A 22,080-nucleotide genomic window follows, 5' to 3' on the forward strand; every position below is an offset into this window, starting at 1 on the left:
CTTGACCGCCATCGACCCCACTGCCCACCTGACCGCGGAGCAGATCGACGAACTGGGCCGCGAGCTGGACGCCATCCGCGACGAGGTGATCGCCGACCGCGGCGAGAAGGACGCCGCCTACATCCGGCGGGTCATCTCGGCGCAGCGCAAGCTGGAGCTGGTCAGCAGGGGTGTGCTGCTGTTCTCGATCTTCCCGCCCGCGTGGCTGATCGGCACCGCCGGGCTGTCCGTGGCGAAGATCATGGACAACATGGAGATCGGCCACAACGTCCTGCACGGCCAGTGGGACTGGATGCGCGACCCGAAGATCCACTCCACCACCTGGGAGTGGGATCACGTCTCGCCGTCCGACCAGTGGAAGCACTCGCACAACGAGCTGCACCACGCGTACACCAACGTGATCGGCAAGGACAACGACCTCGGCTACGGCATCATGCGCGTCGACGAGGACCAGCGGTGGCACCCCTTCCACCTCGGCCAGCCGCTGTGGAACTTCCTCAACGCCTGCTTCTTCGAGTACGGCATCGCGGCGTACGACCTGGAGCTCGGCAAGAACCTCACCAAGCGCCGCCGCAAGGACCCGGAGTTCCGCGCTCGAGCCAGGGCCGTGGTCCGCAAGATCCGTAAGCAGGTGCTCAAGGACTACGTGATCCACCCGCTGCTGTCGGGCCCCTCGTTCCTCACCACACTCGGCGCCACGTTCACCGCGAACCTGGTCCGCAACCTCTGGACCCACTCGGTGATCATGTGCGGGCACTTCCCCGAGGGCGTACAGGTCTTCGAACGCCGGTCGATCACGGGCGAGACACGCGGCCAGTGGTATCTGCGCCAGATGATGGGCTCGGCGAACATCAGCGGCAGCAAGGCCATGCACTTCATGACCGGGAACCTGTCGCACCAGATCGAGCACCACCTGTTCCCGGACCTGCCGAGCAACCGGTATGCCGAGGTCGCGGTGAAGGTGCGCGCGCTGTTCGAGAAGTACGAGCTGGAGTACGTCACCGGCCCGCTGCCCAAGCAGGTGTTCTCCGCGTGGCACAAGGTCTTCCGGCTCGCACTGCCGAACAAGCCGCCCAAGGTCGGAACGCCGGACCGTGACCAGGACCTCATCGCCGCCTGACGTCCCGCCGCACCTCAGCCCTTGGTGACTGTCACTGCTGCGACACGACGGCCTACTCGGCCAGTGGGGTTCCCTGCTGCGCAGGTACCGGTGGGCGACATCCGCGTTCCGCTCCGGGCCAACAAGAAAGCCCCCGGCCGCTGGCCTGGGGCTTTTTCATGGAGCGGGTGACGAGAATCCAACTCGCGCTCTGAGCTTGGGAATCAACGGTTCCTGGATTGTTGCAGGGGACCTGACCTGCGATTTCGGATCGGCCAGGTGGATGACTCCCGGCCTCTGGGAGCCGTATCTGACCGCTGTTGTCCGCTCTGCTGGGCACGGATGGGGCACGAGAGCCGGCAGCGCGACGCGTGCTCCGGGCGGGCCGGCTGGTCAGAGAGGGATGATGCGAACCTGGCTGCCGCAGAGCTTGGTCATGTCGTCGCTGTCGGAGGTCAGCAGGGCGACAGGTTTCGGCTGGCGGAGTGCGACCTCGGCGACCGTGGCGTCGATGGCGTACTTGTGCCCGTGCAGTCCGGCGCCTTTGAGGAGCTCAGCCGCCGCTTTCGCCGCGTGCTCGGTGACCGGCTCCACCTTGATGCGGGACAGGGCCCAGTTCAGGCGGGGCATGTTGGTACGGGAGTGGGTTACTTCCACGATGGTGTTCGCCCCGATCACCAGGTCGGCTCCCATGTCGTGGAAGACCTGAAGCATCGCGAGGAGCTTGCGGTCCTGCGCGATCCAGGCGGAGAGCCCTTCCGAGTCCAGGACAACGGTCTCGATGCGCTCGCTCACGCGGCGTCCGCGCCCTTGGCGGAGCCGTCGCCGCCGAAGATCTTCGAGCGGGCCTCGGCGAGCTCCTCGTCGCTGAAGCCTCCGTGCTCCTCTTCATGCCGGCGTAGGTCGTCGCCCAGGAGTTGGTGCCGGATCTGGCGGGCTACGGCTTCGGCCACGTAGCCGGAGACGTTGTCCGTGAGCTTCCGGAGCTCCGCCACCTGATCGCTGGGGAGCGTGACGGTGATGCGAGTCGTTGAGGACATATATCAAGCATACTGGAGTATGCACACGCTTGCTCGGGTCTCTGGCCCCTAGTCTTGACGCCCGCTGTCGCGCGCTCCGGGTGAAGGCGTGGGGGCCGCACCGTTGGACTGCAATAAGAGCGGTCCCAGTCATTGGCCAGGGCCTTCATCATGAAGCGGGTGACGAGAATCGAACTCGCGCTCTGAGCTTGGGAATCACGACGTTTCGTCACCCGTCTGAGTCGATGACCTGCGTCGATGCTGCTGGAGGTGGGCGTCTCGCCCCCTGCCGAGCGCTCCTGTTGTCCGTTGCTTACCGCGCCGTCTGGCATGCGTGTGGCACGGTCCTCGCCAGACACTGGTTGCCGGAGCTACAGATCGTGACTAGGCCTTGCCGGATCGTATCCGCCGAAGGGATCATGTCCACAGCTAGACGGCTATGCACCAAGGGGGGTACATGGTTCCCGAATGGGGGGAGGGCGGTTTTCTGCCGCCCGGGAGGTACAGGATCGATCCTGATGAAGCTGAACAGCTCCTTGTTGCAGACGAGAGGTTTCAGGTTTCCGCGACCAGGGCCCAACTGTGGTCTGGCCTCGACACCTACCTGAGCCGGTTCTTTGATCTTGAAGACCGTCATCAGGATGTACTTGATGGATCCCAGCTCATCCATGCCCTCTGGCTTGGTGGCAGCTACGTCAGCTCCAAGATTAATCCGCAGAACATAGATCTAACTGTGTTGATCGATGAGCGAGCAGCTTCCGCCATCAGAGGCTTGGAGGGCAGCCGGTGGCTCAGCTCAGCGTTCAACCGTAAGGCCAGGCTGGCAGAGTTCGGGGTCTCTCCCCTGAGGGTTGGGTATAGGCCTGTTGTCTCAGTCTTTCGCGCCGAGCTGCTGGACCCGGAGGATCAGGCGTACCTTCGGGAGCGAGGGGCATGGGACGACTGGTGGCAGCGCTGTCGGCCCCATGGGGTAGACAAGTCCGAGCCAACCCTTGAGACCGTCGCACCGCAGCGTGGCTACCTGGAGGTGACGCTATGAGCACAAGCTGGCGCCAGCGTGCCCTTGAGCGTAACCGGGAAGCGAACCGGCAGTTCTTCGCAGAGCTTGAGGAAGATCACCAGGACCCTGACAGCCATGAGGAAGAGCTACGGCGCTTCTGGCTGGAGGCTGCGCGCCACTACGACTCCACTGCGACTCTCGATGAGGAGCTGACGGTCCGGCTCAAGGGGGATGCCGCAGACCGAGGGGCGCTCGACTTCAGGATCGGCGATGCGCTGCTAAAGCCCTTGCGGGACGGTGTTAGTGCGGCTGCTCGAAAGGACGTTGAGCTCGAACTCACGGGGCTTTCTCAGGGGAGTACGGTCCTACACGTGCGCCCCAAGATTGCAGAATCGATGGAGCTGCAAGGGCAAGAGGATCTAGCCAGCGTAGATTCCTCCGTTGCAGATCCGGCGATTCGCGACCTTCTTAAGTTGGTTGACGCGGCGGAGAATGAGCGCGACGTTCGCCAGTGGGAGCGCATGGTTCCCGGCCTGGACGGTGTCGTTGAAGCCCTCGATAAATTTGATCTCTCGATGGAGATGCGTTGGCGTAGCTTGGATGGGGCAGTGCGGTCTTCCTGCTTGTCCGGTCGGGGCAAGGGTTATGTTCGGAATCTCCGCAACGTTGATCTGTACAAGTCGCAATCTGTGATCACTGGGCGGATTACCGAGCTTCGGGAAGCGGGCCTGGTAAAAGTTAAGACCGGCCTGAGTAGGCGGTCTACTGCGTATGAGGTCCGTGTCGAGCGGGATAATCTAATAGATATGCATCTTGAACTCGGGATGATGGTTTCCTTCGTGGTTCAAGTTATTAAGAAAAAAGACAAGCTTGGGCGGGAGAGGTCGACCGAATTTCGCTTTGTCCGTATGGGGGATGGGCAGGGCAGTATCTTCGACGAGTAGGTCGGCGGAGCGGGTTTGGCCGGTGTCCTGCCCGGTTTGGGGTCGAGCATGATCAGGGGGCCGTACGCTGGCCGGCAACTCGGGCAGGCTGTGATCCTGCCCGGAATTTGAACGAGTGGCCCCCTGGTCTTGCTCGACGCGGGACCCGAACCGGGGAGGTGGCTAAAGCCGTGGAGCCGACCGCCCCAGCCACAGCGGGTTTCTTCCCCACCATGGTGCTCGCTCTAGCCGCGTGACCGGCGTAGCCGGGGCCAGAGCGGGCCGAAGGCAGGAGCGTCAGGCCCCGGCGGTGAGCCGGGGAGCGCGCGGCGAGCGGAGCGAGCCACCTTGATGAAGTAGAGAAAGTCTTACCGCGCAGCGTCCTGGGGCGCATCGTCGCGTTCGGCGCGGAACTGGTCCAGGAGGCTGAAGAACATGTCCAGGGGCGCAATCCCCGCCGCTTCGGCTGACCGTTCGATCTCGGTTGCCCAGCCCAGGGAGCTTTCGTAGCCGAGACGTAGTCGCGGCCAGAGCCACTCGTTGAACGGCCCGCCGGGTTCGAAGTCTGCCGTCGACGGAAGCCCGTGGATCTCGCATGCGACGCGGTACCCGTACAGGATCGAAGCGAGGTGAGTGATGGACTGGCCCCGCACGTACATGCCTGGCCGGAGACGCACGTCGTCAAGGTAGTCGTGCAGGTCCTTCAACTCGGACAAAGACCTTGGCTTGGGAATCTTGGCACTGCTGGTCACGCCGATGTCTCCAGAAAACGTTGACCGTCGTGGCTTCGTACGTGAGGGCCCGCCCCGTCCAGCGCATCGAGCAGGCGGATCGCGTAGACCTCGGACATGCGCTCGGTGATCTGCTCCGGCGTGAGCCAGTCAACCGCGGTGGACTCGGACGACGTGCGCTCGGTGCCCCCGGAGGGCTTGCAACGGAAGACCATGGCGACCACGCCCCTGGTGGTGTTCTTGTAGACCCCGGTGAGCTCGTCGACCTCGACGTGAATGCCGGTCTCTTCCCAGACCTCGCGGCTCACGCCCTGCTCCGGGGACTCCTCCAGTTCCAGCACTCCGCCCGGCAGCTCCCATGTCCCGTTGTCCGCACGGCGGATCGCCAGGAGCCGGCCGTCATCGCGCACGACAGCCCCCGCCACGGACACACTGTGCTTCGGCGTTGACGGGGCTTCTTGGGCGCTGTTACTCATGTACAGGAGCATAGGAGAGTGAGTAGGTCGATGGGAACAGCAGTAGGAGGTGGCAGGGCCGTACCCCGGTACGTTCAGATCGCCGATGAGATCGTTCAGCAGATCCGGGCAGGTGTCCTCAAGCCTGGTGACATGGTGCCGAGTGAGTCCGAGTTGGTCGACCGCTACGGCGTGTCCGGCGGCACGATCCGCAAGGCCATGGTGGAGGTACGCGCGAGCGGCTTGGTCGAGACCCGGCACGGCAAGGGGTCCTTGGTAAAGGCTCGGCCCCCGGTACGTCATCGGTCTTCGGACCGGTTCCGGCGCTCGCATCGCAAGGGTGGCAAGGCCGCGTACCTCGCGGAGTCGGAGCAGGCTGGCGCGACCGCCAAGGTCAGTGTCCTGTTCATTGGCCCGGCTGACGCGCCGGATGACGTCGCGGAGCGCCTGGGCGTGGACCCCGGAGCCAAGGTGTTGGCCCGCCGGCGCCTCTACTTCCGCAACGGCACCCCGGTCGAGACCGCTACGTCTTACCTGCCGTGGGACGTCGTGAAGGACATCCCGGAGCTGTTCTCCGAGAACCCGGGCCCTGGTGGGATCTACGCCCGACTTGAAGACGACGGCCATGTCTTCGCGGAGTTCGTCGAGACCCTTCAGGCGCGGCCGGCCTCTAAGGCGGAGTCCTCCGAACTCGCGCTGAGCCCCGGCTCCCCGGTCGTTCACCTCATCCGGGATGCCGTGACCGAAGAGGGTCGTGTGGTCGAGGTCTGCGACACCCTCATGGCCGCTGACCAGTTCGTCTTCAGCTACAGGATCCCTGCCACCGACTGACGCGCACTCAACTCACCTCAACCCGCCGCGATTTCTTCGTCGTAGCGGGTTGACTCATGTACAGGAGTGCTGCACTCTTCTTCATGTCACTCATATACATGAGTGACGGAGTTGAGCACCTACAGAGGAGTGATCTGCTGTGCGTCAGATTCCCGTCGACACCACGAACGCGACCGTGATGGTCGCCAAGGCTCCCCAGCCGAAGGTCAAGGACCGCCGTACCGGTGAGATCGCGCTCGACAAGGACGGCGTGACGCTGATGACGGTGGAGGTCATGTTCTCCACGCCGGACGAGGTAGAGATCCTCAAGCTCACCGTTCCCCAGCCGGGCGTCTCCGAGGACCTGGCCATGGGCACCCCGGTCGCGCTGACAGGGCTGGTCGCCTCGGCATGGGAGAACGAGTTCAACGGGCAGAAGCGGCACGGGATCGCGTTCCGCGCGGTCGCGGTCACCTCGCTCGCCGCCGCGTCATCGGCCTCGAAGGCGGCCTGATCATGACCGGCTTCACGGTCGCCCTGGCGCTAGTTGTCGCTACCGCAGTCATCCTGCGGTGGCGGCGCCCCGCCTGGTACTGGCTGGCCTTCGGCGCGGTCCTCGCCGCCGTGCGGGTCTTGGTCCGCTACATCTCCGTGATGGACGCGTGCGGGCTGACCGTCCCGCCCTCCCGCTGGCGCCTGGCCTTAGCCCGGATGACCAACCGGCCCGTGCCGGAGTCCCGCGCCCCGCGCATCCTGCGCGTCCACCCCACCCGCACCGGCCTGGTGCTCCGTCTCAAGTTGCGCCCCGGCCAGGACGCCTTCGACGTCTCCGCCGCCTCGGACCGGCTGCGTCACTCCTTCGGTATGTACGGCGTGACCTCCCGCGAACTGCGCTCCGGCGTCGTCGAAGTACGTATGACCGGCTACGACGTCCTCAAGCGGGTGCAGATGCCCGCCAAGACCGACCCGGCACCGATGCGGGTCCCGGTCGCCCTGCGGGAGGACGGTGCTGTCCACTACCGCGACTACCGTGCCGTGCCGCACGGGCTCACCCTCGGTGCCACCGAGTCGGGGAAGTCCGTCTATCAGCGCAACCTGGTGGCCGGCCTCGCACCGATGGACGTCGCACTGGTCGGTATCGACTGCAAGCAGGGCGTCGAGCTCTTCCCGCTGGCCCGCCGGTTCTCCGCACTCGCCGACAACCCCGACACCGCCTTGGACCTCCTCGATGCGCTCGTCTCGCACATGGAGGACGTCTACCAACTGATCCGGGCCGAACAGCGGATCACGGTGAACGTGCCGGATGCGGAGATCGCCGCTGACATCTGGGACCTGCCCGACCACTTGCGACCGGTCCCGGTCGTGGTCCTGGTGGACGAGGTCGCCGAACTCGCCCTCTTCGCCACGAAGGACGAGGAGAAGCGCCGCGACCGGATCATCACCGCGCTCGTGCGGCTCGCCCAGCTCGGCCGGGCTGCGGGGATCTACCTGGAGATCTGTGGGCAGCGCTTCGGCTCCGAACTCGGCAAGGGCATCACCATGCTCCGCGCCCAGCTCACCGGCCGCACCGCACACCGGGTCAATGACGAGTCCTCCGCCAACATGGCCTTCGGCGACATCGCACCCGACGCCGTCCTCGCCGCTATCCAGATCCCCACCGAGACGCCCGGCATCGCCGTCACCGGTGATTCCTCCGGAGGCTGGGCCCGCATCCGCGCCCCGCACACCTCGCTCCGAGCGGCCGTGAACATCTGCAACCGGCACGCCGACCGCACCCCGGACCTGCCCGTCCTGGCAGCCTTCCGTCCTGCCGTCGGTTCCCTGGCTCCGGCCTCCGAGCCGCTCACCAAGGCTGCCCCCGCGACGGCCTGACTCCGTCCCGCATTCCGGTCGGCGTGACCGCATTGCGCCAGGTCCCTACCCGCTCCATGCCTCAAGGAAGGGAGACCGACTCCCATGTGTGAGCACATCGAGGACTTCCACCGCACCGTCCTGATGCTCGGCGCCCTGGCCCTGTACGCCGAGATCCCCGGCGCCGATGACGACTTCATCGACACCATCGGCCCGTCCCTAGCCGTATCCCTCCCCGAGCCGCCGCCGGGCATGTTCCCGCCCGGCTACGACACCATCGGCGGCGTCTGATGGCCCGGCCCGCGTTCCGCGTGGATGCCGTCCTGGTCCAGGCCGTCATCGCCGGTGCCCTGTCCTTCGCCCACCTCCACGACCTCGCCGCCGCCGCCGGACAGGACGGCTGGAAGGCCTGGGCCTACCCGATCTCGGTTGACCTGCTCCTGGTCGCTGCCTGGCGTCGCCTGCGCAGTGAGGGCCCGTCCCGGCTGGCCTGGTGCTGGTTCCTCATCGCACTGTTCGCCTCGCTGGGTGCCAACGTCGCGACCGCCGGGTTCCTCGACCTCGCCCACCCGCCGGCCTGGCTGCGGTTCGGCATCGCGGGATGGCCCGCCCTTGCTTTCCTCGGCGGCACCCTCCTCGCCCACTCCCACACCTCCGAAGACCCGGAGTCGGTTCCGTCGGCGCCCGCAGCTGCGGAGCCCACTCCGGAAGTCGGGCTGGAGGCCGCCCCCGATCGACCGGAGCCCGAGCCCCTCGCCGCGGCTGCCGAGGACATCCCGGCGCTCGCCCCCGCTCCCACTGCCCCGGTTGGTCCGTCGGTCCCGGCCGCGCTGGTCGACCACGCCCGCAAGCTCGCCGACGACCACCACGCCCGCACTGGTGCCCGGATCGACACCGAGACCCTGCGCGCCCGCCTCGGCGTCCCGCCACAGCTCGCCGAGACCATCGCCGCCCAACTCGCCTGACCAGAAGGGAGAACCACCGCCATGCCCGCTCGTGACCACTTCCACTCCGTGATGCGGATCGGCCCCGTACAGATCGGCACCCACCGCGACCGCCACGGCCACACCAAACACGCCGCCGTCTGCAGCGCTGACCGCTGCGGCTGGTCCGCCGACTACTCCAGCCAGAGCGCCGCCCAGCTCGCCGCCCGCACCCACCGCTGCACCGCCCGATAGGAGACCGACCCGTGGATGTCCCGCTCTGGCTCGCCCTGATCGTCGTCGGCGCTCTCGGCATCAAGCTCATCCGCCCGCCGCTGTGGCTGGTCGCCGTCCTGCTCCTGGGCGGCTACCTCCTCGCCGACAGCTTCCTCGCCCCCGCCATCGACACCGTCACCAAGTAACCGCCCCCGAAGGGAGATCCACCATGTTCAAGCCCAAGGTCCCCACCATGCCGCAGCCCACTGGCTTCATCACCCCGCCGGCCGTCGTCGAGCCGACCAGCGTGGTCCAGCAGAGCCCCACACCGCTGGTCGCCTCGACTCCTGCGGCCCGGCCGACCGTCCAGCTCACGTCCGGCTCCGTCCTCGCGCTCGTGGGTGGTGGGGCGGCCGTCGTCCTGGTCGTCGGCGCTGTCTTGGTCTCGATGCTCCTCGCGGTCGCGATCACCGGCGCATCCGTCGCCATCTGTGCCCTGGTCATCCGCTCGCTCATGGCAGACCAGCACCGCTGACCGGCCTCCGGGCGGTGCCACAAGCCGCCAAGCATCGCCGCCGCCCGGACGGCCCACGCACTCCCTTCCAACCGCGATCGAAGGAGAACCGTGGACACCCAAGCGCTCGCCCTCGCCTTACCGCTCATCGGCTGGGCCTCCCACACCGCCCTGCTCACCCACCGGCTCGCCACCGCCCGCCGGGACCCCCTCACCGGCCTGCGCACCCGCGCCGATGGACCGCCCTCGCCGAACGCGTCATCCGCCGGCACCCGAACGCCACCGTCCTCCTGCTCGACCTCGACGACTTCAAGAACCTCAACGACACCCACAGCCACGCCGCCGGGGACGTCGCCCTGGTCGTCACGGCCGAACGCCTCGCCGCCTGGTGCGGACGCCACGGCATCGCGGGACGCCTCGGCGGAGACGAATTCGTCGCCATCGCCCGTCAGGCCCCAGACCTCGAGAGCCTCCACCGCGCCCTGAACCAGCCCGTGGCCTACGCCGGGCGTCGGCTCCCGGTCTCCGTATCGGTCGGCTCCTGCCACGTGAAGGACCTGCCGGTCCGCAGCCTCTCCGACGCGCTCGCCACCGCCGACAGCGCGATGTACGCGGCCAAGGGAACGGCCGGCCGACGCGGCACCCGCACGCTCAACCGCTGATCTTGACCGGCCTCCGGACGGCGCACAAGCCGCCAAGCATCGCCGCCGCCCGGACGGTCCGGCCCCTTCCAACCGCAATCGAAAGGACCACCATCATGGCCCAGCACACCCCTGCCCCGACGCGCATCTGCCCGGACTGCGACGGCTTCCCCGCCGTCGCCATCGACACCGGCACCCTCCTCGACGACGGCACCCGCGCCACCCTCACCGTCACCTGCCGCCCATGCCACGGCACCGGCACCACCCGCACCACCACAGCTTCGGCCCCGGTCGTCCAGCGGGAGCACGCGTGACGGACACGATCCTTACGGGTCTGGACCCGGCCACCCTCGGCGACCTGCTGCGGGTGGCCGGGTCCACCGGCTTCGACCGCTGGCAGGACCAGATCCGCCGCACCGGCGGCTGCTCCAACCCCATCCACCTCTCCGGCTGGACCCTCACCAAGGACCGCGCCACCGGCCAGCCCCTGCACCACTACTCCACCGAAACCGAGCCCGGCGGACACCTCCGCGTCGCCTGCGGCAACCGCCGCGCCTCCCGCTGCCCGGCCTGCGCCTGGACCTACTCCGCCGACACCTACCACCTGATCCGCGCCGGACTCGCGGGCGACCAGGACAAGGACGTCCCCGCCACTGTCCGCGACCACCCGCGCGTCTTCGCCACGCTCACCGCCCCCTCCTTCGGCCCGGTCCACAACCGTCCCGACACGGGCCGGTGTCGCTGCGGCACGGCCCACGCCCAGGAGGACGACACCCTCGGCACGCCGCTCGACCCGGACTCCTACGACTACGCGGGAGCGGTCCTCTTCAACAACCACGCCGGGAACCTCTGGCAGCGCTTCACCAACCGCCTCCGCCGCGAGATCGCCGCCCGCGCCGGCCGCACCCAACGCGAACTCAAAGAAACCGCACGGGTCTCGTATGGCAAGGTCGCCGAGTTCCAGAAGCGCGGCGCCGTCCACTTCCACGCCGTCATACGCCTCGACGGCCCGGACGGAGCCGACAGTCCGCCGCCCTCCTGGGCCTCGGTGCAGCTGCTTGACGACTCCATCCGTGCGGCCGTCGCGCACTCGTACACGACCATCACCGTCCCGGCCGCCGCCGGCCAACCCGCACGCCCGCTCCGCTGGGGCACCCAGCTCGACATCCGTCCCATCCGCGCCTTCGACGCCGGGACCGACATCACCGAACAGGCCGTCGCCTCCTACGTCGCCAAGTACGCCACCAAAGCCGCCGAGACGACCGGCACCATAGACCGCCGCGTCGGCAACCGTGAGGCCCTGGTCCTCCTCGACGTCCCCGACCATCCGCGTCGACTCATCGAAGCCTGCTTCGACCTCGACCCGCTCTATCCCGACCGGCGGCTGCGGGCGTGGGCTCACATGCTCGGCTTTCGCGGCCACTTCTCCTCCAAGTCCCGCCGCTACTCGACGACCCTGGGCGCGCTCCGCCAGGTCCGAGCCGACTACCGCGCCGCCCAACAGCGCGAGGAACTCGGCTTGCCCGACCCCGACCAGGACCCGACCGTCCTCGTCCTCACGGGCTGGCAGTACGCCGGACAGGGCCACAGCCCTGGTGAATCGGTCCTCGCCGCCTCGATCGCGAGAGACCTGCAACTCAACCGAGAAACCGCACGTGAAGCCCTCGCCCTGGAAGGAGACCGGTCGTGACCGACCCCCTGCTCACCGTCGACCAAGCCGCCGAACGCCTCGGCACCACCGCACGCTTCCCGCGCCGCCTCATCGCCGAACGCCGCATCGCCTTCGTCAAGGTCGGCAGTCACGTGCGCATCAAGGCGAGCGTCCTGGAGGCGTACATCGAGGGGAACACCGTCCAGCCGATCCGCCGTCGCCGCTCCCGCTACGGAAGGGCCGCCTGATGGCCAACAAGAAGGGCAAGCGCCGGACGTTCGGGGCGGTGCGGAAGCTGCCGTCGGGCCGCTTTCAGGCTCGCTATCCCGGCCCGGACGGCGTGATGCGACCCGCTCCCGAGACGTTCGAGACTGCTCGTGATGCTGATGGCTGGCTCGCCGAGAAGCAGACCGAGATCCGGCGCGGTGACTGGCAGGACCCCGATGCCGGGGCAGTGGACTTCCGGGAGTACGCCCTCCTCTGGGTGAAGGAACGCCGTCTCTCGCAGACCACTGAGGAGCTGTACCGGCGACTCCTGCGGCTGCACATCCTGCCGGCCTTCGAGGACCTGGACCTCGACCAGATCACCGCTCCCCGCGTGCGGTCCTGGCGCTCGGAACGGCTCGACGCCACCGGGGCCGAGACCACCGTCGCCAAGAGCTATCGGCTCCTCAAGGCCATCCTTGAGACCGCCGTCGAGGACGAGCTGATCCGGCGCAACCCGTGCCGGATCCGGGGCGCCGGAAAGGAGACCGCGGCCGAACGTCCCGTCGCCACCGTCGACCAGGTCGACGCGCTTGCCGATGCCCTCGGCCCCCGCTGGCGGCTGATGGTCTACCTCGGCGCGTACGGGCCTCTTCGCCCCGAGGAACAGGCCGGGCTGCGCCGAAAGGACATGGACCTGGACAACCTCACCGTCCGCGTCAGGCAGGCTGCCCCGGAGCTCACCACGGGCAGGCGGGCGGAAGGGCCTACCAAGTCGGAAGCTGGCAAGCGGCTCGTCGTTCTGCCGGCCTTTCTGCGGACCGACCTTCGCCGGCACCTCGACTGGTACGCCGAGAAGGGCGCGGACGGACTGCTGTTCGTGGGGGAGAAAGGCAAGCCGTTCCGCCGGTCCACCTTCGGGCGGAAGTGGCGCGCGGCTCGCTCGAAGGTGGGTCTCCCCGACGGCTTCCGCTTCTACGATCTTCGTCACACCGGGCACACCCTGACGACCCGGTCCGGGGCCACGCTGAAGGACACGATGGTGCGCGCGGGACAGTCGACCGAGCGGGCCGCCCTGATCTATCAGCACTCGGACCTTGAGCGGCAGCGTGAGGTGGCGGCCGGCCTCGACCAGCTCGTGCGGGCCCGGCGTGAAGAGGCGGATGACCAGGCATCTGGCACGGATATGGCACGAGAAACCTGAACTGGTCCAGACAACAAAGAAGCCCCCGGCCGCTGGCCTGGGGCTTTTTCATGGAGCGGGTGACGAGAATCGAACTCGCGCTCTGAGCTTGGGAAGCTCATGTTCTACCATTAAACTACACCCGCGAAGCGCGCCGATGATCGGCAGTGCATCGTCGCACACTCTACCCCATCGCAGGCCCCCGGTGTTCCCGCCGTGGGGTCCGTGTCGCGTGGGCCGGGGTGGACGCGGTTGTGGGGGGCGGGAGTTGGGGGCGTAGCGTACGTAGTCGGAGTGCCGCCTGGAGTGGCGTCCTGTTCATCCCCTAATGTGGCGGTCTCGTCCATGGCTGGTTGGGGAAGGGACTTGATGGAGTCGATGGAGCGCACCGTCGTCCGCTGTGCCGAAGGGCACGTTTTCGCTACCTCTTCGTTTCCGATGCAGCAGCTCGGAACCGGGCGGATCGGGCCGGGGAGGCTCATTCGCTGTCCGCGCTGTGCGCGGCTGAGGCAGGCGGTTCCCGTGGCGTTCGGGGAGCGTTAGCGGGCGTCGGAGGGTGTTGTAGGTCTGTAGGCAGGGGCGCGCGGGACGGTCCGGTTGGGGTCGGCTCGCGCGTTCTGCGTATCCTCGGTGCGTGCTTCTCTCAGATAAGGACCTCCGGGCCGAGATCGATGCCGGGCGGGTTCGCATTGACCCGTTCGACGCTTCGATGGTGCAGCCCTCGAGCATCGATGTGCGGCTCGACCGCTACTTCCGGGTGTTCGAGAACCACCGCTATCCGCATATCGACCCCGCCGTCGAGCAGGTGGACCTGACGCGCCAGGTCGAGCCGGACGGCGACGAGGCGTTCATCCTTCACCCGGGCGAGTTCGTCCTGGCGTCGACGTACGAGGTCATCTCGCTGCCCGACGATCTGGCGTCGCGGCTGGAGGGGAAGAGCTCGCTGGGGCGGCTCGGGCTGGTGACGCATTCGACGGCCGGCTTCATCGACCCCGGTTTCTCGGGGCACGTGACCCTGGAGCTGTCGAATCTGGCGACGCTCCCGATAAAGCTCTGGCCGGGAATGAAGATCGGGCAGCTGTGCATGTTCCGGCTGAGTTCTTCGTCGGAGTTCCCGTACGGGTCCGAGCGCTACGGATCGCGTTATCAGGGGCAGCGAGGGCCGACCGCCTCGCGTTCGTACATGAATTTCCATCGGACACAGGTGTGATGCGGCATGGCTGGTGAAGAGCGGGAGAACCTGACGTACGAGGCCTTCGGGCATGCCGTGCGTGAGCTGGCGCAGGCGGTCGCCGACGACGGCTACGAGCCGGACGTCGTGCTGAGCATCGCGCGGGGCGGGGTCTTCGTCGCCGGCGGGCTGGCGTACGCCCTGGACTGCAAGAACATCCACCTGGTGAACGTCGAGTTCTACACCGGGGTGGGCACCACCCTGGAGATGCCGGTCATGCTGGCGCCCGTTCCGAACGCCATCGACTTCACGCGGAAGAAAGTCCTCATCGCCGACGACGTCGCCGACACGGGCAAGACGCTGAAGCTCGTCCGGGACTTCTGCATCGAGCATGTGGCCGAGGTGCGCAGCGCGGTCATCTACGAGAAGCCGCAGTCGCTCGTGAAGTGCGAGTACGTGTGGAAGAAGACCGATCAATGGATCAACTTCCCGTGGAGCGTCGAAAAGCCCGTCGTGCGCCGTGAGGGGCAGATTCTCGACTCCTAGCACGCCTGTGAGAGACAACGGAGGGGCCCCGGTGCCGTGCACCGGGGCCCCTCCTGCGCGTCGCGTCGGGTCAGATCGTGCCGAGCTTGATGATCGAGAGCAGGGCGATCAGCTGGATCGCCGAGGCGCCCAGGGCCTTGGGCCACGGCAGGTCGTGCGACTTGCTCACCATGGACGTGAACAGCGCTCCGGCGGCCAGCCAGGTGATCCAGCCCAGGATCTGGACCAGGGAGTTCTCGCCGCCCAGGAACAGGGCGAAGACCAGGCGGGGCGCGTCCGTGATGGACATGATCAGCATCGACAGGCCCACGGTCGGCTGCCACGAGCCCGTGCCGCCGAGCTGGCGGGCCAGGGTGTGGGTGACCGCGCCGAGGACCAGGCCGCCGATGACGAAGCCGATGCCGGTGAAGATCACGTACGGGGCGGCCGTGGAGACCTCCGCGTGGATCGCCTCGTCGCGCGCCTGGTCGAAGCCGAAGAGCGCGAGCAGGCCGTAGACGAACGTGACGACGATCGCGGTGCCCCACACGGGGTAGTCGCGCATCTGCCAGAACGTCGGGCCCGGCCGCATCACGATGCCGCTCAGCAGCTGCTTCCAGTGCAGCCGGGGTCCGGAGGGCTGCGCGGGGGCCTGGCCGGCCTGGTAGGTGCTGCCGTCGCCGTACGGGTCCTCGTTGATGCTGAACGCCTGGGTGTGCCCCGGGGCGTTGGCGTACGGGTCGTGCTGCGGGGGCTGGTGGTGCGGGTCGCCGAAGTACTCCGGCTCGCCGTGCCCACCCCCGTGTCCGTTGCCGCCGTGCCCGCCGCCGTACGGGGCGCCCTGGGGGCCGCCGTACGGTGCGCCGCCGTTGCCCCCTGCCGGGGGCCACGACTGCCCGCCGTACGGCTGCGATGGTGCCTGCGCGCCGTACGGCTGTTGCTGCTGCGGGTGTTGTTGCGGTGTGCGGTTGTCCCGGCCGCGTCCGATCCTGAATCCAGCCACCCATCGAACGTACCTGGTCCGCAGGGGGATGGGGCGGGAGCCGGGGGAACAGGGGTGCCATTGCGGCCTAGCTGTGACATCCCCTAGGGGGACCCTGGGGGGACAGCCCCACCCCCGGGGAGCCCTCCGGAGCCCCCGGGGGCACTCCCGGAGCGGTCCGGGAACGTCCCCGTACGCACCGAAGCGGCCGGTCCTGCCCCCGAGGCAGGTCCGGCCGCTTCCGTGCGGCGGGAGTGGACTACTTGACCGGCTCGGGCTCCGGCTGGCCCGCGGTCTCCGCGTCGCCCGCGGGGTCGACGGGGGTCTTCACCGAGTCCAGGAGGAGCTGCGAGACGTCGACCACCTGGATCGACTCCTTGGCCTTGCCGTCGTTCTTCTTGCCGTTGACCGAGTCGGTCAGCATGACGAGGCAGAACGGGCAGGCGGTGGAGACGATGTCCGGGTTGAGCGAGAGGGCTTCGTCGACACGCTCGTTGTTGATGCGCTTGCCGATCCGCTCCTCCATCCACATCCGGGCACCACCGGCGCCGCAGCAGAAGCCGCGCTCCTTGTGGCGGTGCATCTCCTCGTTCCGCAGACCCGGGACGCTCGCGATGATCTCGCGCGGGGGCGTGTAGATCTTGTTGTGGCGGCCCAGGTAGCACGGGTCGTGGTACGTGATGATGCCCTCGACCGGGGTCACCGGGACCAGCTTGCCCTCGTCCACCAGGTGCTGGAGCAGCTGGGTGTGGTGGATGACCTCGTAGTCGCCGCCGATCTGCGGGTACTCGTTGCCGATCGTGTTGAGGCAGTGCGGGCAGGTCGCGACGATCTTCTTGGCCGTCCGCGGCTTCTTCGACTCGTCGGTGACCTTGCCGTCGTCGTCGTACTCCTCGCCGAACGCCATGTTCAGCGCCATGACGTTCTCCTGGCCGAGCTGCTGGAACAGCGGCTCGTTGCCGAGGCGGCGGGCGGAGTCACCGGTGCACTTCTCGTCGCCGCCCATGATCGCGAACTTGACGCCCGCGATGTTGAGGAGCTCCGCGAAGGCCTTGGTGGTCTTCTTGGCGCGGTCCTCCAGGGCGCCGGCGCAGCCGACCCAGTAGAGGTACTCGACCTCGGTGAGGTCCTCGATGTCCTTGCCGACGACCGGTACCTCGAAGTCGAGCTCCTTGAGCCACTCCAGGCGCTGCTTCTTGGCGAGGCCCCAGGGGTTGCCCTTCTTCTCCAGGTTCTTGAGCATCGTGCCCGCCTCGGACGGGAACGCGGACTCGATCATCACCTGGTAGCGGCGCATGTCGACGATGTGGTCGATGTGCTCGATGTCGACCGGGCACTGCTCCACGCACGCACCGCAGGTGGTGCAGGACCACAGCACGTCCGGGTCGATGACGCCGTTCTCCTCGACGGTGCCGATCAGCGGACGCTCGGCCTCCGCCAGCGCCGCCGCGGGGACGTCCTTGAGCTGCTCCTCGGAGGCCTTCTCGTTGCCCTCCATGTCCTTGCCGCCGCCGGCCAGCAGATACGGCGCCTTGGCGTGCGCGTGGTCGCGCAGGGACATGATCAGGAGCTTGGGGGAGAGCGGCTTCCCGGTGTTCCAGGCGGGGCACTGCGACTGGCAGCGGCCGCACTCGGTGCAGGTCGAGAAGTCGAGGATGCCCTTCCAGGAGAACTGCTCGACCTGGGAGACGCCGAAGACGTCGTCCTCGCCCGGGTCCTCCCAGTCGATCTCCTTGCCGCCGGTGGTCATCGGCTGCAGGGCGCCGAGCGCGACGTCGCCGTCGGCGTTCCGCTTGAACCAGATGTTCGGGAAGCCGAGGAAGCGGTGCCAGGCGACACCCATGTTGGTGTTGAGCGAGACCGTGATCATCCAGATCAGCGAGGTGCCGATCTTGATCATCGCGGTGAAGTAGATGAGGTTCTGGAGGGCGCTGAGCGAGAGGCCCTTGAACGCGAGCACCAGGGGGTACGAGACGAAGTAGGCGGCCTCGTAGCCCTCGACGTGGTGGATGGCGCCTTCGAGGCCGCGCAGGGCCAGGATCGCCAGGCCGATGACGAGGATGACGTACTCGACGAAGTACGCCTGCCAGGCCTTGGAGCCCGCGAAGCGCGACTTGCGGCCGGCCCGCGAGGGCAGGTTCAGCAGGCGGATGGCCATCAGCGTGACGATGCCGAGCACGGTCATGATGCCGATGAACTCGATGTACATCTCGAACGGCAGCCAGCCGCCGACGATCGGCAGCACCCAGTCGGCCTGGAAGAGCTGTCCGTACGCCTGGAGCAGCGTCGGCGGCAGGGTCAGGAAGCCGATCGCGACGAACCAGTGGGCGAAGCCCACGATCCCCCACCGGTTCATCCGGGTGTGGCCGAGGAATTCCTTGACCAGGGTGATCGTGCGCTGCTTGGGGTTGTCGGTGCGGCTGCCTGCCGGCACCGGCTGTCCGATACGGACGAACCGGTAGATCTGCGCGACGGCTCGGGCGATGAGCGCAACGCCGACGACAGTCAGCACCAGCGACACGATGATCGCGGCGAGTTGCATTTGGGGGCTCCTCGGGCCTGCGAGGGTGGGATCCAGCGCGTACAAGAGATTACTAAGCAGTAACTTAATCAGTCTGTGCTGACACTATCCACTTATTCCGCCACGCTGTAGCCGGGCAGGCGGTGATCTGTGTCGCTCAGGTGAGCCTTCCCCGGGTGGCGCAGCCGGTGCAGTGCCGCACGGAGCGGGATCGCCGCGGACCGCGCCAGGATCGCCAGGTCGAGCCCTGTTCCATGATGCTCTGCGTAGTGCGCATCCAGGAGGGCGGGTTCGTCCCAGGGCATTCCGGAGCGGGCGCGGACCTGTGCCAGGCCGGTCAGGCCGGGCCGCAGGCCGTGCCGCCAGTACCCCGCCGAGGGCCCCAGGAGGGCGGCCTCGTCCGGGGTGAGCGGGGCCGGTCCGACCAGGGAGAGCTCTCCTCGTACGACATGGGGCAGCCGGGACAGCAGGTCGAGCCTGAGCCGCCGGGTGCGCAGCGAGCGCAGCTCGAAGGGGTGGCCGCCGATGCCGACGCGGGCCTCACATCTGAGCACCCCCGACAGGCCCCGGGCCCTGACGGCGAGCGCCAGGGCCGCGAGGAGCAGCGCGGGGGCCGCCAGGAGCAGGAGCGCCGAGCCGAGTGTCAGGTCCAGGCACCGCTTCGCGGTCACGCCCGCCAGTGCCGCGGTGGCCCGCCCGCCGGCCCGGCCGACCGCACCGGCCGCCGCGGACGCGGCGGGGTGCCGTGTCCTTCGTGCCGCAGTCTGCTTCGCGTTCCGCATGGCGCCTGCCCGGGTCGGTGAGGTGACGGTTTGACCGTCTCGCTGCATTTTGTGACAGAACGATCCCATGGTGCGAAGGTGGGTGGGGTGTGTGTCGCGCCCCGCGCGCCAGGTGTCGCGGGCCGGAGCGGGCCGGGCCCTTGCGGGGGCAGTGGCCGGGGGTCGCCCGGGAGCTGCGATTTCCACGAAATGCCTGGTGAAGTGGCTTGCGAGCACATAAGTTGAGCGTAAGTGGCTCAGGTCCTTTGACTCCGGGGTGGGTGTCATGCATCCTTGAGTCAGATCCACTCAAGTAGTCAGTTGGAGGAATTGAAATGGCACGTGCGGTCGGCATCGACCTGGGCACGACTAACTCCGTCGTGAGCGTTCTCGAAGGCGGCGAGCCCACCGTCATCACCAACGCCGAAGGCGCCAGGACCACGCCGTCCGTCGTCGCCTTCGCGAAGAACGGCGAGGTGCTCGTCGGCGAGGTCGCCAAGCGCCAGGCGGTCACCAACGTCGACAGGACGATCCGTTCGGTCAAGCGCCACATGGGCACTGACTGGAAGATCGAGCTCGACGGCAAGAACTTCAACCCGCAGCAGATGAGCGCCTTCATCCTGCAGAAGCTGAAGCGCGACGCCGAGGCGTACCTGGGCGAGAAGGTCACCGACGCGGTGATCACCGTCCCGGCGTACTTCAACGACTCGGAGCGCCAGGCGACCAAGGAGGCCGGCGAGATCGCGGGCCTGAACGTCCTGCGCATCGTCAACGAGCCGACCGCCGCCGCGCTGGCGTACGGCCTCGACAAGGACGACCAGACGATCCTCGTCTTCGACCTCGGTGGCGGCACCTTCGACGTGTCCCTCCTGGAGATCGGCGACGGCGTCGTCGAGGTGAAGGCCACCAACGGTGACAACCACCTCGGTGGTGACGACTGGGACCAGCGCGTCGTCGACTACCTGGTGAAGCAGTTCGCCAACGGGCACGGCGTGGACCTGTCCAAGGACAAGATGGCTCTCCAGCGTCTCCGCGAGGCCGCGGAGAAGGCGAAGATCGAGCTCTCGTCCTCGACCGAGACCACGATCAACCTGCCCTACATCACCGCGTCCGCCGAGGGCCCGCTGCACCTGGACGAGAAGCTCACGCGCTCGCAGTTCCAGCAGCTGACCGCGGACCTCCTGGACCGCTGCAAGAACCCGTTCCACAACGTCATCAAGGACGCGGGCATCCAGCTCTCCGAGATCGACCACGTCGTTCTCGTCGGTGGCTCGACCCGTATGCCGGCCGTCGCCGAGCTCGTCAAGGAGCTCACGGGCGGCCAGGACGCCAACAAGGGTGTGAACCCGGACGAGGTCGTCGCCATCGGCGCCTCGCTCCAGGCCGGTGTCCTCAAGGGCGAGGTCAAGGACGTCCTGCTCCTCGACGTGACCCCGCTGTCCCTCGGCATCGAGACCAAGGGAGGGATCATGACCAAGCTCATCGAGCGCAACACCACGATCCCGACCAAGCGTTCCGAGATCTTCACGACGGCCGAGGACAACCAGCCGTCCGTGCAGATCCAGGTCTACCAGGGCGAGCGCGAGATCGCGGCGTACAACAAGAAGCTCGGGATGTTCGAGCTGACCGGTCTGCCGCCGGCCCCGCGCGGTGTGCCGCAGATCGAGGTCGCCTTCGACATCGACGCCAACGGCATCATGCACGTCGCCGCCAAGGACCTCGGCACCGGCAAGGAGCAGAAGATGACCGTCACCGGTGGCTCCTCGCTGCCGAAGGACGAGGTCAACCGGATGCGCGAAGAGGCCGAGCAGTACGCCGACGAGGACCACCGCCGTCGCGAGGCCGCCGAGTCCCGCAACCAGGGCGAGCAGCTCGTCTACCAGACGGAGAAGTTCCTCAAGGACAACGAGGACAAGGTCCCCGGTGACGTGAAGACGGAGGTGGAGACCGCGCTCACCGAGCTGAAGGAGAAGCTCAAGGGCGAGGACACCGCCGAGATCCGTACCGCCACCGAGAAGGTCGCGGCCGTCTCCCAGAAGCTGGGCCAGGCGATGTACGCCAACACCCAGGCCGAGGGTGCGGCTCCGGGTGCCGAGGCGCCGGGCGACGGCCAGGCCAAGGCCGCCGACGACGACGTCGTCGACGCCGAGATCGTGGACGACGAGAAGGACCAGAAGGGCGGTGCGGCGTGACCGAGGAGACTCCGGGCTTCGACGAGAAGCCTGACGTCCCCTCCGGCGCCAACTCCGACGACGCCGACCCGAAGGCCGCCACCCCCTCCGAGGAGGAGGCGGCGGCCCCGGCCGGGGACGTACAGCAGACAGCGGCTCTGACGGCTCAGCTGGACCAGGTCCGCACCGCGCTCAACGAGCGTACGGGCGACCTCCAGCGGCTCCAGGCCGAGTACCAGAACTACCGCCGCCGCGTCGAGCGCGACCGGGTGACGGTCAAGGAGATCGCGGTCGCGGGTCTCCTGACCGAGCTCCTCCCGGTGCTCGACGACGTCGGCAGGGCCCGCGAGCACGGTGAGCTCGTCGGTGGCTTCAAGTCGGTGGCCGAATCCCTGGAGACGGTCGTCGCGAAGCTCGGGCTCCAGCAGTTCGGCAAGGAGGGCGAGCCCTTCGACCCGACGATCCACGAGGCCCTGATGCACTCGTACGCGCCGGACGTCACCGAGACGACCTGCGTGGCGATCCTGCAGCCCGGGTACCGCATCGGGGAGCGCACCATCCGCCCCGCGCGGGTGGCCGTGGCCGAACCGCAGCCGGGCGCCACGCCCTCGGCCGCGAAGGAAGAGAAGGCAGACGACGAGGAGAGCGGTGGCACCGAAGAGGTCTGACATCACGTCCGACCACTGCGGTGAACACCGACGGGGCGTGCGGCCGGCCACAGGGCCGGCC

General features: G+C 67.8%; 27 protein-coding genes and 1 tRNA gene. 20 read left to right on the top strand and 8 right to left on the bottom strand.

Translation table 11 applies throughout. The features are described 5' to 3' along the window. Window position 1: 1 nt before the first annotated feature. Window positions 2–1,120, top strand: coding sequence for a fatty acid desaturase family protein (locus ACWCQM_RS08155; protein WP_450914468.1), 1,119 nt, complete (start codon window positions 2–4; stop codon window positions 1,118–1,120). Between the two features lie 372 nt (window positions 1,121–1,492). Here ACWCQM_RS08155 and ACWCQM_RS08160 read toward each other — a convergent pair whose 3' ends face one another. Both ACWCQM_RS08160 and ACWCQM_RS08165 read right to left on the bottom strand, forming a co-directional pair. After that, the gene (locus ACWCQM_RS08160; protein WP_450914469.1) at window positions 1,493–1,894 is read right to left on the bottom strand and encodes a DNA-binding protein; all 402 of its coding nucleotides are present in this window, start codon (window positions 1,892–1,894) and stop codon (window positions 1,493–1,495) included. Then, the gene (locus ACWCQM_RS08165; protein WP_450914470.1) at window positions 1,891–2,139 is read right to left on the bottom strand and encodes a hypothetical protein; all 249 of its coding nucleotides are present in this window, start codon (window positions 2,137–2,139) and stop codon (window positions 1,891–1,893) included. The genes ACWCQM_RS08160 and ACWCQM_RS08165 overlap by 4 nt, the downstream gene beginning before the upstream one ends. A 436-nt stretch (window positions 2,140–2,575) precedes the next feature. Here ACWCQM_RS08165 and ACWCQM_RS08170 point away from each other — a divergent pair, with 436 nt between their 5' ends. After that, complete coding sequence (locus tag ACWCQM_RS08170) at window positions 2,576–3,157, top strand: DUF6932 family protein (RefSeq protein ID WP_389431484.1); 582 nt, start codon at window positions 2,576–2,578, stop codon at window positions 3,155–3,157. Further along, window positions 3,154–4,062, top strand: coding sequence for a hypothetical protein (locus ACWCQM_RS08175; RefSeq protein ID WP_389431482.1), 909 nt, complete (start codon window positions 3,154–3,156; stop codon window positions 4,060–4,062). The genes ACWCQM_RS08170 and ACWCQM_RS08175 overlap by 4 nt, the downstream gene beginning before the upstream one ends. A 347-nt stretch (window positions 4,063–4,409) precedes the next feature. Here ACWCQM_RS08175 and ACWCQM_RS08180 read toward each other — a convergent pair whose 3' ends face one another. Both ACWCQM_RS08180 and ACWCQM_RS08185 read right to left on the bottom strand, forming a co-directional pair. Beyond that, window positions 4,410–4,793, bottom strand: coding sequence for a hypothetical protein (locus ACWCQM_RS08180; protein ID WP_450914471.1), 384 nt, complete (start codon window positions 4,791–4,793; stop codon window positions 4,410–4,412). Next, a complete protein-coding gene (locus tag ACWCQM_RS08185) occupies window positions 4,790–5,260 on the bottom strand; it encodes an NUDIX hydrolase (protein WP_450914472.1) in 471 nt (156 codons plus the stop codon). Before ACWCQM_RS08185 ends, ACWCQM_RS08180 begins: the two co-directional genes overlap by 4 nt. A gap of 18 nt (window positions 5,261–5,278) precedes the next feature. On the opposite strand from ACWCQM_RS08185, the gene ACWCQM_RS08190 reads away from it, so the two are divergent. The 13 genes from ACWCQM_RS08190 (at window position 5,279) to ACWCQM_RS08250 (ending at window position 13,241) form a co-directional block, all read left to right on the top strand. After that, window positions 5,279–6,058 carry a GntR family transcriptional regulator gene (locus ACWCQM_RS08190; RefSeq protein ID WP_030876225.1) on the top strand — a complete coding sequence of 260 codons (780 nt, stop codon included), beginning with the start codon at window positions 5,279–5,281 and terminating at the stop codon, window positions 6,056–6,058. Between the two features lie 139 nt (window positions 6,059–6,197). Next, window positions 6,198–6,551, top strand: coding sequence for an SCO3933 family regulatory protein (locus tag ACWCQM_RS08195; protein WP_033299734.1), 354 nt, complete (start codon window positions 6,198–6,200; stop codon window positions 6,549–6,551). 2 nt (window positions 6,552–6,553) lie between these two features. Beyond that, window positions 6,554–7,909: an FtsK/SpoIIIE domain-containing protein gene (locus tag ACWCQM_RS08200; RefSeq protein ID WP_450914473.1), complete on the top strand. Its 1,356-nt coding sequence runs from the start codon at window positions 6,554–6,556 to the stop codon at window positions 7,907–7,909. 84 nt (window positions 7,910–7,993) lie between these two features. Then, window positions 7,994–8,179, top strand: a complete 186-nt coding sequence (locus tag ACWCQM_RS08205) for a hypothetical protein (RefSeq protein ID WP_450914474.1) — start codon at window positions 7,994–7,996, stop codon at window positions 8,177–8,179. Then, the gene (locus ACWCQM_RS08210) at window positions 8,179–8,853 is read left to right on the top strand and encodes a DUF2637 domain-containing protein (protein ID WP_450914475.1); all 675 of its coding nucleotides are present in this window, start codon (window positions 8,179–8,181) and stop codon (window positions 8,851–8,853) included. Before ACWCQM_RS08205 ends, ACWCQM_RS08210 begins: the two co-directional genes overlap by 1 nt. A 21-nt stretch (window positions 8,854–8,874) precedes the next feature. Next, on the top strand, window positions 8,875–9,066 hold the full coding sequence (locus ACWCQM_RS08215; RefSeq protein ID WP_030876212.1) for a mobile element transfer protein: 192 nt from the start codon (window positions 8,875–8,877) through the stop codon (window positions 9,064–9,066). Window positions 9,067–9,077: 11 nt separating this feature from the next. Further along, window positions 9,078–9,233, top strand: coding sequence for a hypothetical protein (locus ACWCQM_RS08220; RefSeq protein ID WP_098899167.1), 156 nt, complete (start codon window positions 9,078–9,080; stop codon window positions 9,231–9,233). A 23-nt stretch (window positions 9,234–9,256) separates the two neighbouring features. Continuing rightward, a complete protein-coding gene (locus ACWCQM_RS08225) occupies window positions 9,257–9,562 on the top strand; it encodes a SpdD-like protein (RefSeq protein WP_450914476.1) in 306 nt (101 codons plus the stop codon). Window positions 9,563–9,576: 14 nt separating this feature from the next. Next, the gene (locus ACWCQM_RS08230) at window positions 9,577–10,203 is read left to right on the top strand and encodes a GGDEF domain-containing protein (RefSeq protein WP_450914477.1); all 627 of its coding nucleotides are present in this window, start codon (window positions 9,577–9,579) and stop codon (window positions 10,201–10,203) included. A gap of 95 nt (window positions 10,204–10,298) precedes the next feature. Beyond that, the gene (locus ACWCQM_RS08235; RefSeq protein ID WP_450914478.1) at window positions 10,299–10,496 is read left to right on the top strand and encodes a hypothetical protein; all 198 of its coding nucleotides are present in this window, start codon (window positions 10,299–10,301) and stop codon (window positions 10,494–10,496) included. Beyond that, window positions 10,493–11,872 (top strand): replication initiator protein RepSA, encoded by a 1,380-nt coding sequence (repSA, locus tag ACWCQM_RS08240; protein WP_450914479.1) that lies wholly within the window; start codon window positions 10,493–10,495, stop codon window positions 11,870–11,872. Before ACWCQM_RS08235 ends, repSA begins: the two co-directional genes overlap by 4 nt. Then, window positions 11,869–12,081, top strand: coding sequence for a helix-turn-helix domain-containing protein (locus ACWCQM_RS08245; protein ID WP_147982330.1), 213 nt, complete (start codon window positions 11,869–11,871; stop codon window positions 12,079–12,081). Before repSA ends, ACWCQM_RS08245 begins: the two co-directional genes overlap by 4 nt. Then, window positions 12,081–13,241 carry a tyrosine-type recombinase/integrase gene (locus tag ACWCQM_RS08250; RefSeq protein ID WP_450914480.1) on the top strand — a complete coding sequence of 387 codons (1,161 nt, stop codon included), beginning with the start codon at window positions 12,081–12,083 and terminating at the stop codon, window positions 13,239–13,241. Before ACWCQM_RS08245 ends, ACWCQM_RS08250 begins: the two co-directional genes overlap by 1 nt. A 51-nt stretch (window positions 13,242–13,292) precedes the next feature. Here ACWCQM_RS08250 and ACWCQM_RS08255 read toward each other — a convergent pair. After that, window positions 13,293–13,366, bottom strand: a tRNA-Gly gene (locus tag ACWCQM_RS08255). 488 nt (window positions 13,367–13,854) lie between these two features. Between ACWCQM_RS08255 and dcd the strand changes: the two genes are divergently transcribed. Further along, on the top strand, window positions 13,855–14,430 hold the full coding sequence (dcd, locus tag ACWCQM_RS08260) for a dCTP deaminase (RefSeq protein ID WP_147958700.1): 576 nt from the start codon (window positions 13,855–13,857) through the stop codon (window positions 14,428–14,430). A 6-nt stretch (window positions 14,431–14,436) separates the two neighbouring features. After that, the gene (locus ACWCQM_RS08265; RefSeq protein WP_450914481.1) at window positions 14,437–14,937 is read left to right on the top strand and encodes a phosphoribosyltransferase; all 501 of its coding nucleotides are present in this window, start codon (window positions 14,437–14,439) and stop codon (window positions 14,935–14,937) included. A 70-nt stretch (window positions 14,938–15,007) separates the two neighbouring features. On the opposite strand, the gene ACWCQM_RS08270 is transcribed toward ACWCQM_RS08265, so the two are convergent. The 3 genes from ACWCQM_RS08270 to ACWCQM_RS08280 all read right to left on the bottom strand — a co-directional run bounded on the left by ACWCQM_RS08270 (window position 15,008) and on the right by ACWCQM_RS08280 (window position 19,201). After that, on the bottom strand, window positions 15,008–15,919 hold the full coding sequence (locus tag ACWCQM_RS08270) for a Yip1 family protein (RefSeq protein ID WP_450914482.1): 912 nt from the start codon (window positions 15,917–15,919) through the stop codon (window positions 15,008–15,010). Window positions 15,920–16,157: 238 nt separating this feature from the next. Next, entirely contained in the window at window positions 16,158–18,440 is a 2,283-nt protein-coding gene (locus tag ACWCQM_RS08275) for a heterodisulfide reductase-related iron-sulfur binding cluster (RefSeq protein ID WP_450914483.1), read from the bottom strand. A gap of 92 nt (window positions 18,441–18,532) precedes the next feature. Further along, entirely contained in the window at window positions 18,533–19,201 is a 669-nt protein-coding gene (locus ACWCQM_RS08280; protein ID WP_450914484.1) for a sugar transferase, read from the bottom strand. 314 nt (window positions 19,202–19,515) lie between these two features. Between ACWCQM_RS08280 and dnaK the strand changes: the two genes are divergently transcribed. Both dnaK and grpE read left to right on the top strand, forming a co-directional pair. Further along, entirely contained in the window at window positions 19,516–21,372 is a 1,857-nt protein-coding gene (gene dnaK, locus ACWCQM_RS08285) for a molecular chaperone DnaK (RefSeq protein ID WP_450914485.1), read from the top strand. Continuing rightward, window positions 21,369–22,019, top strand: coding sequence for a nucleotide exchange factor GrpE (grpE, locus tag ACWCQM_RS08290; protein ID WP_450914486.1), 651 nt, complete (start codon window positions 21,369–21,371; stop codon window positions 22,017–22,019). The genes dnaK and grpE overlap by 4 nt, the downstream gene beginning before the upstream one ends. Window positions 22,020–22,080: the final 61 nt, after the last annotated feature.

Source organism: Streptomyces sp. NPDC002125 (genome assembly GCF_053593715.1).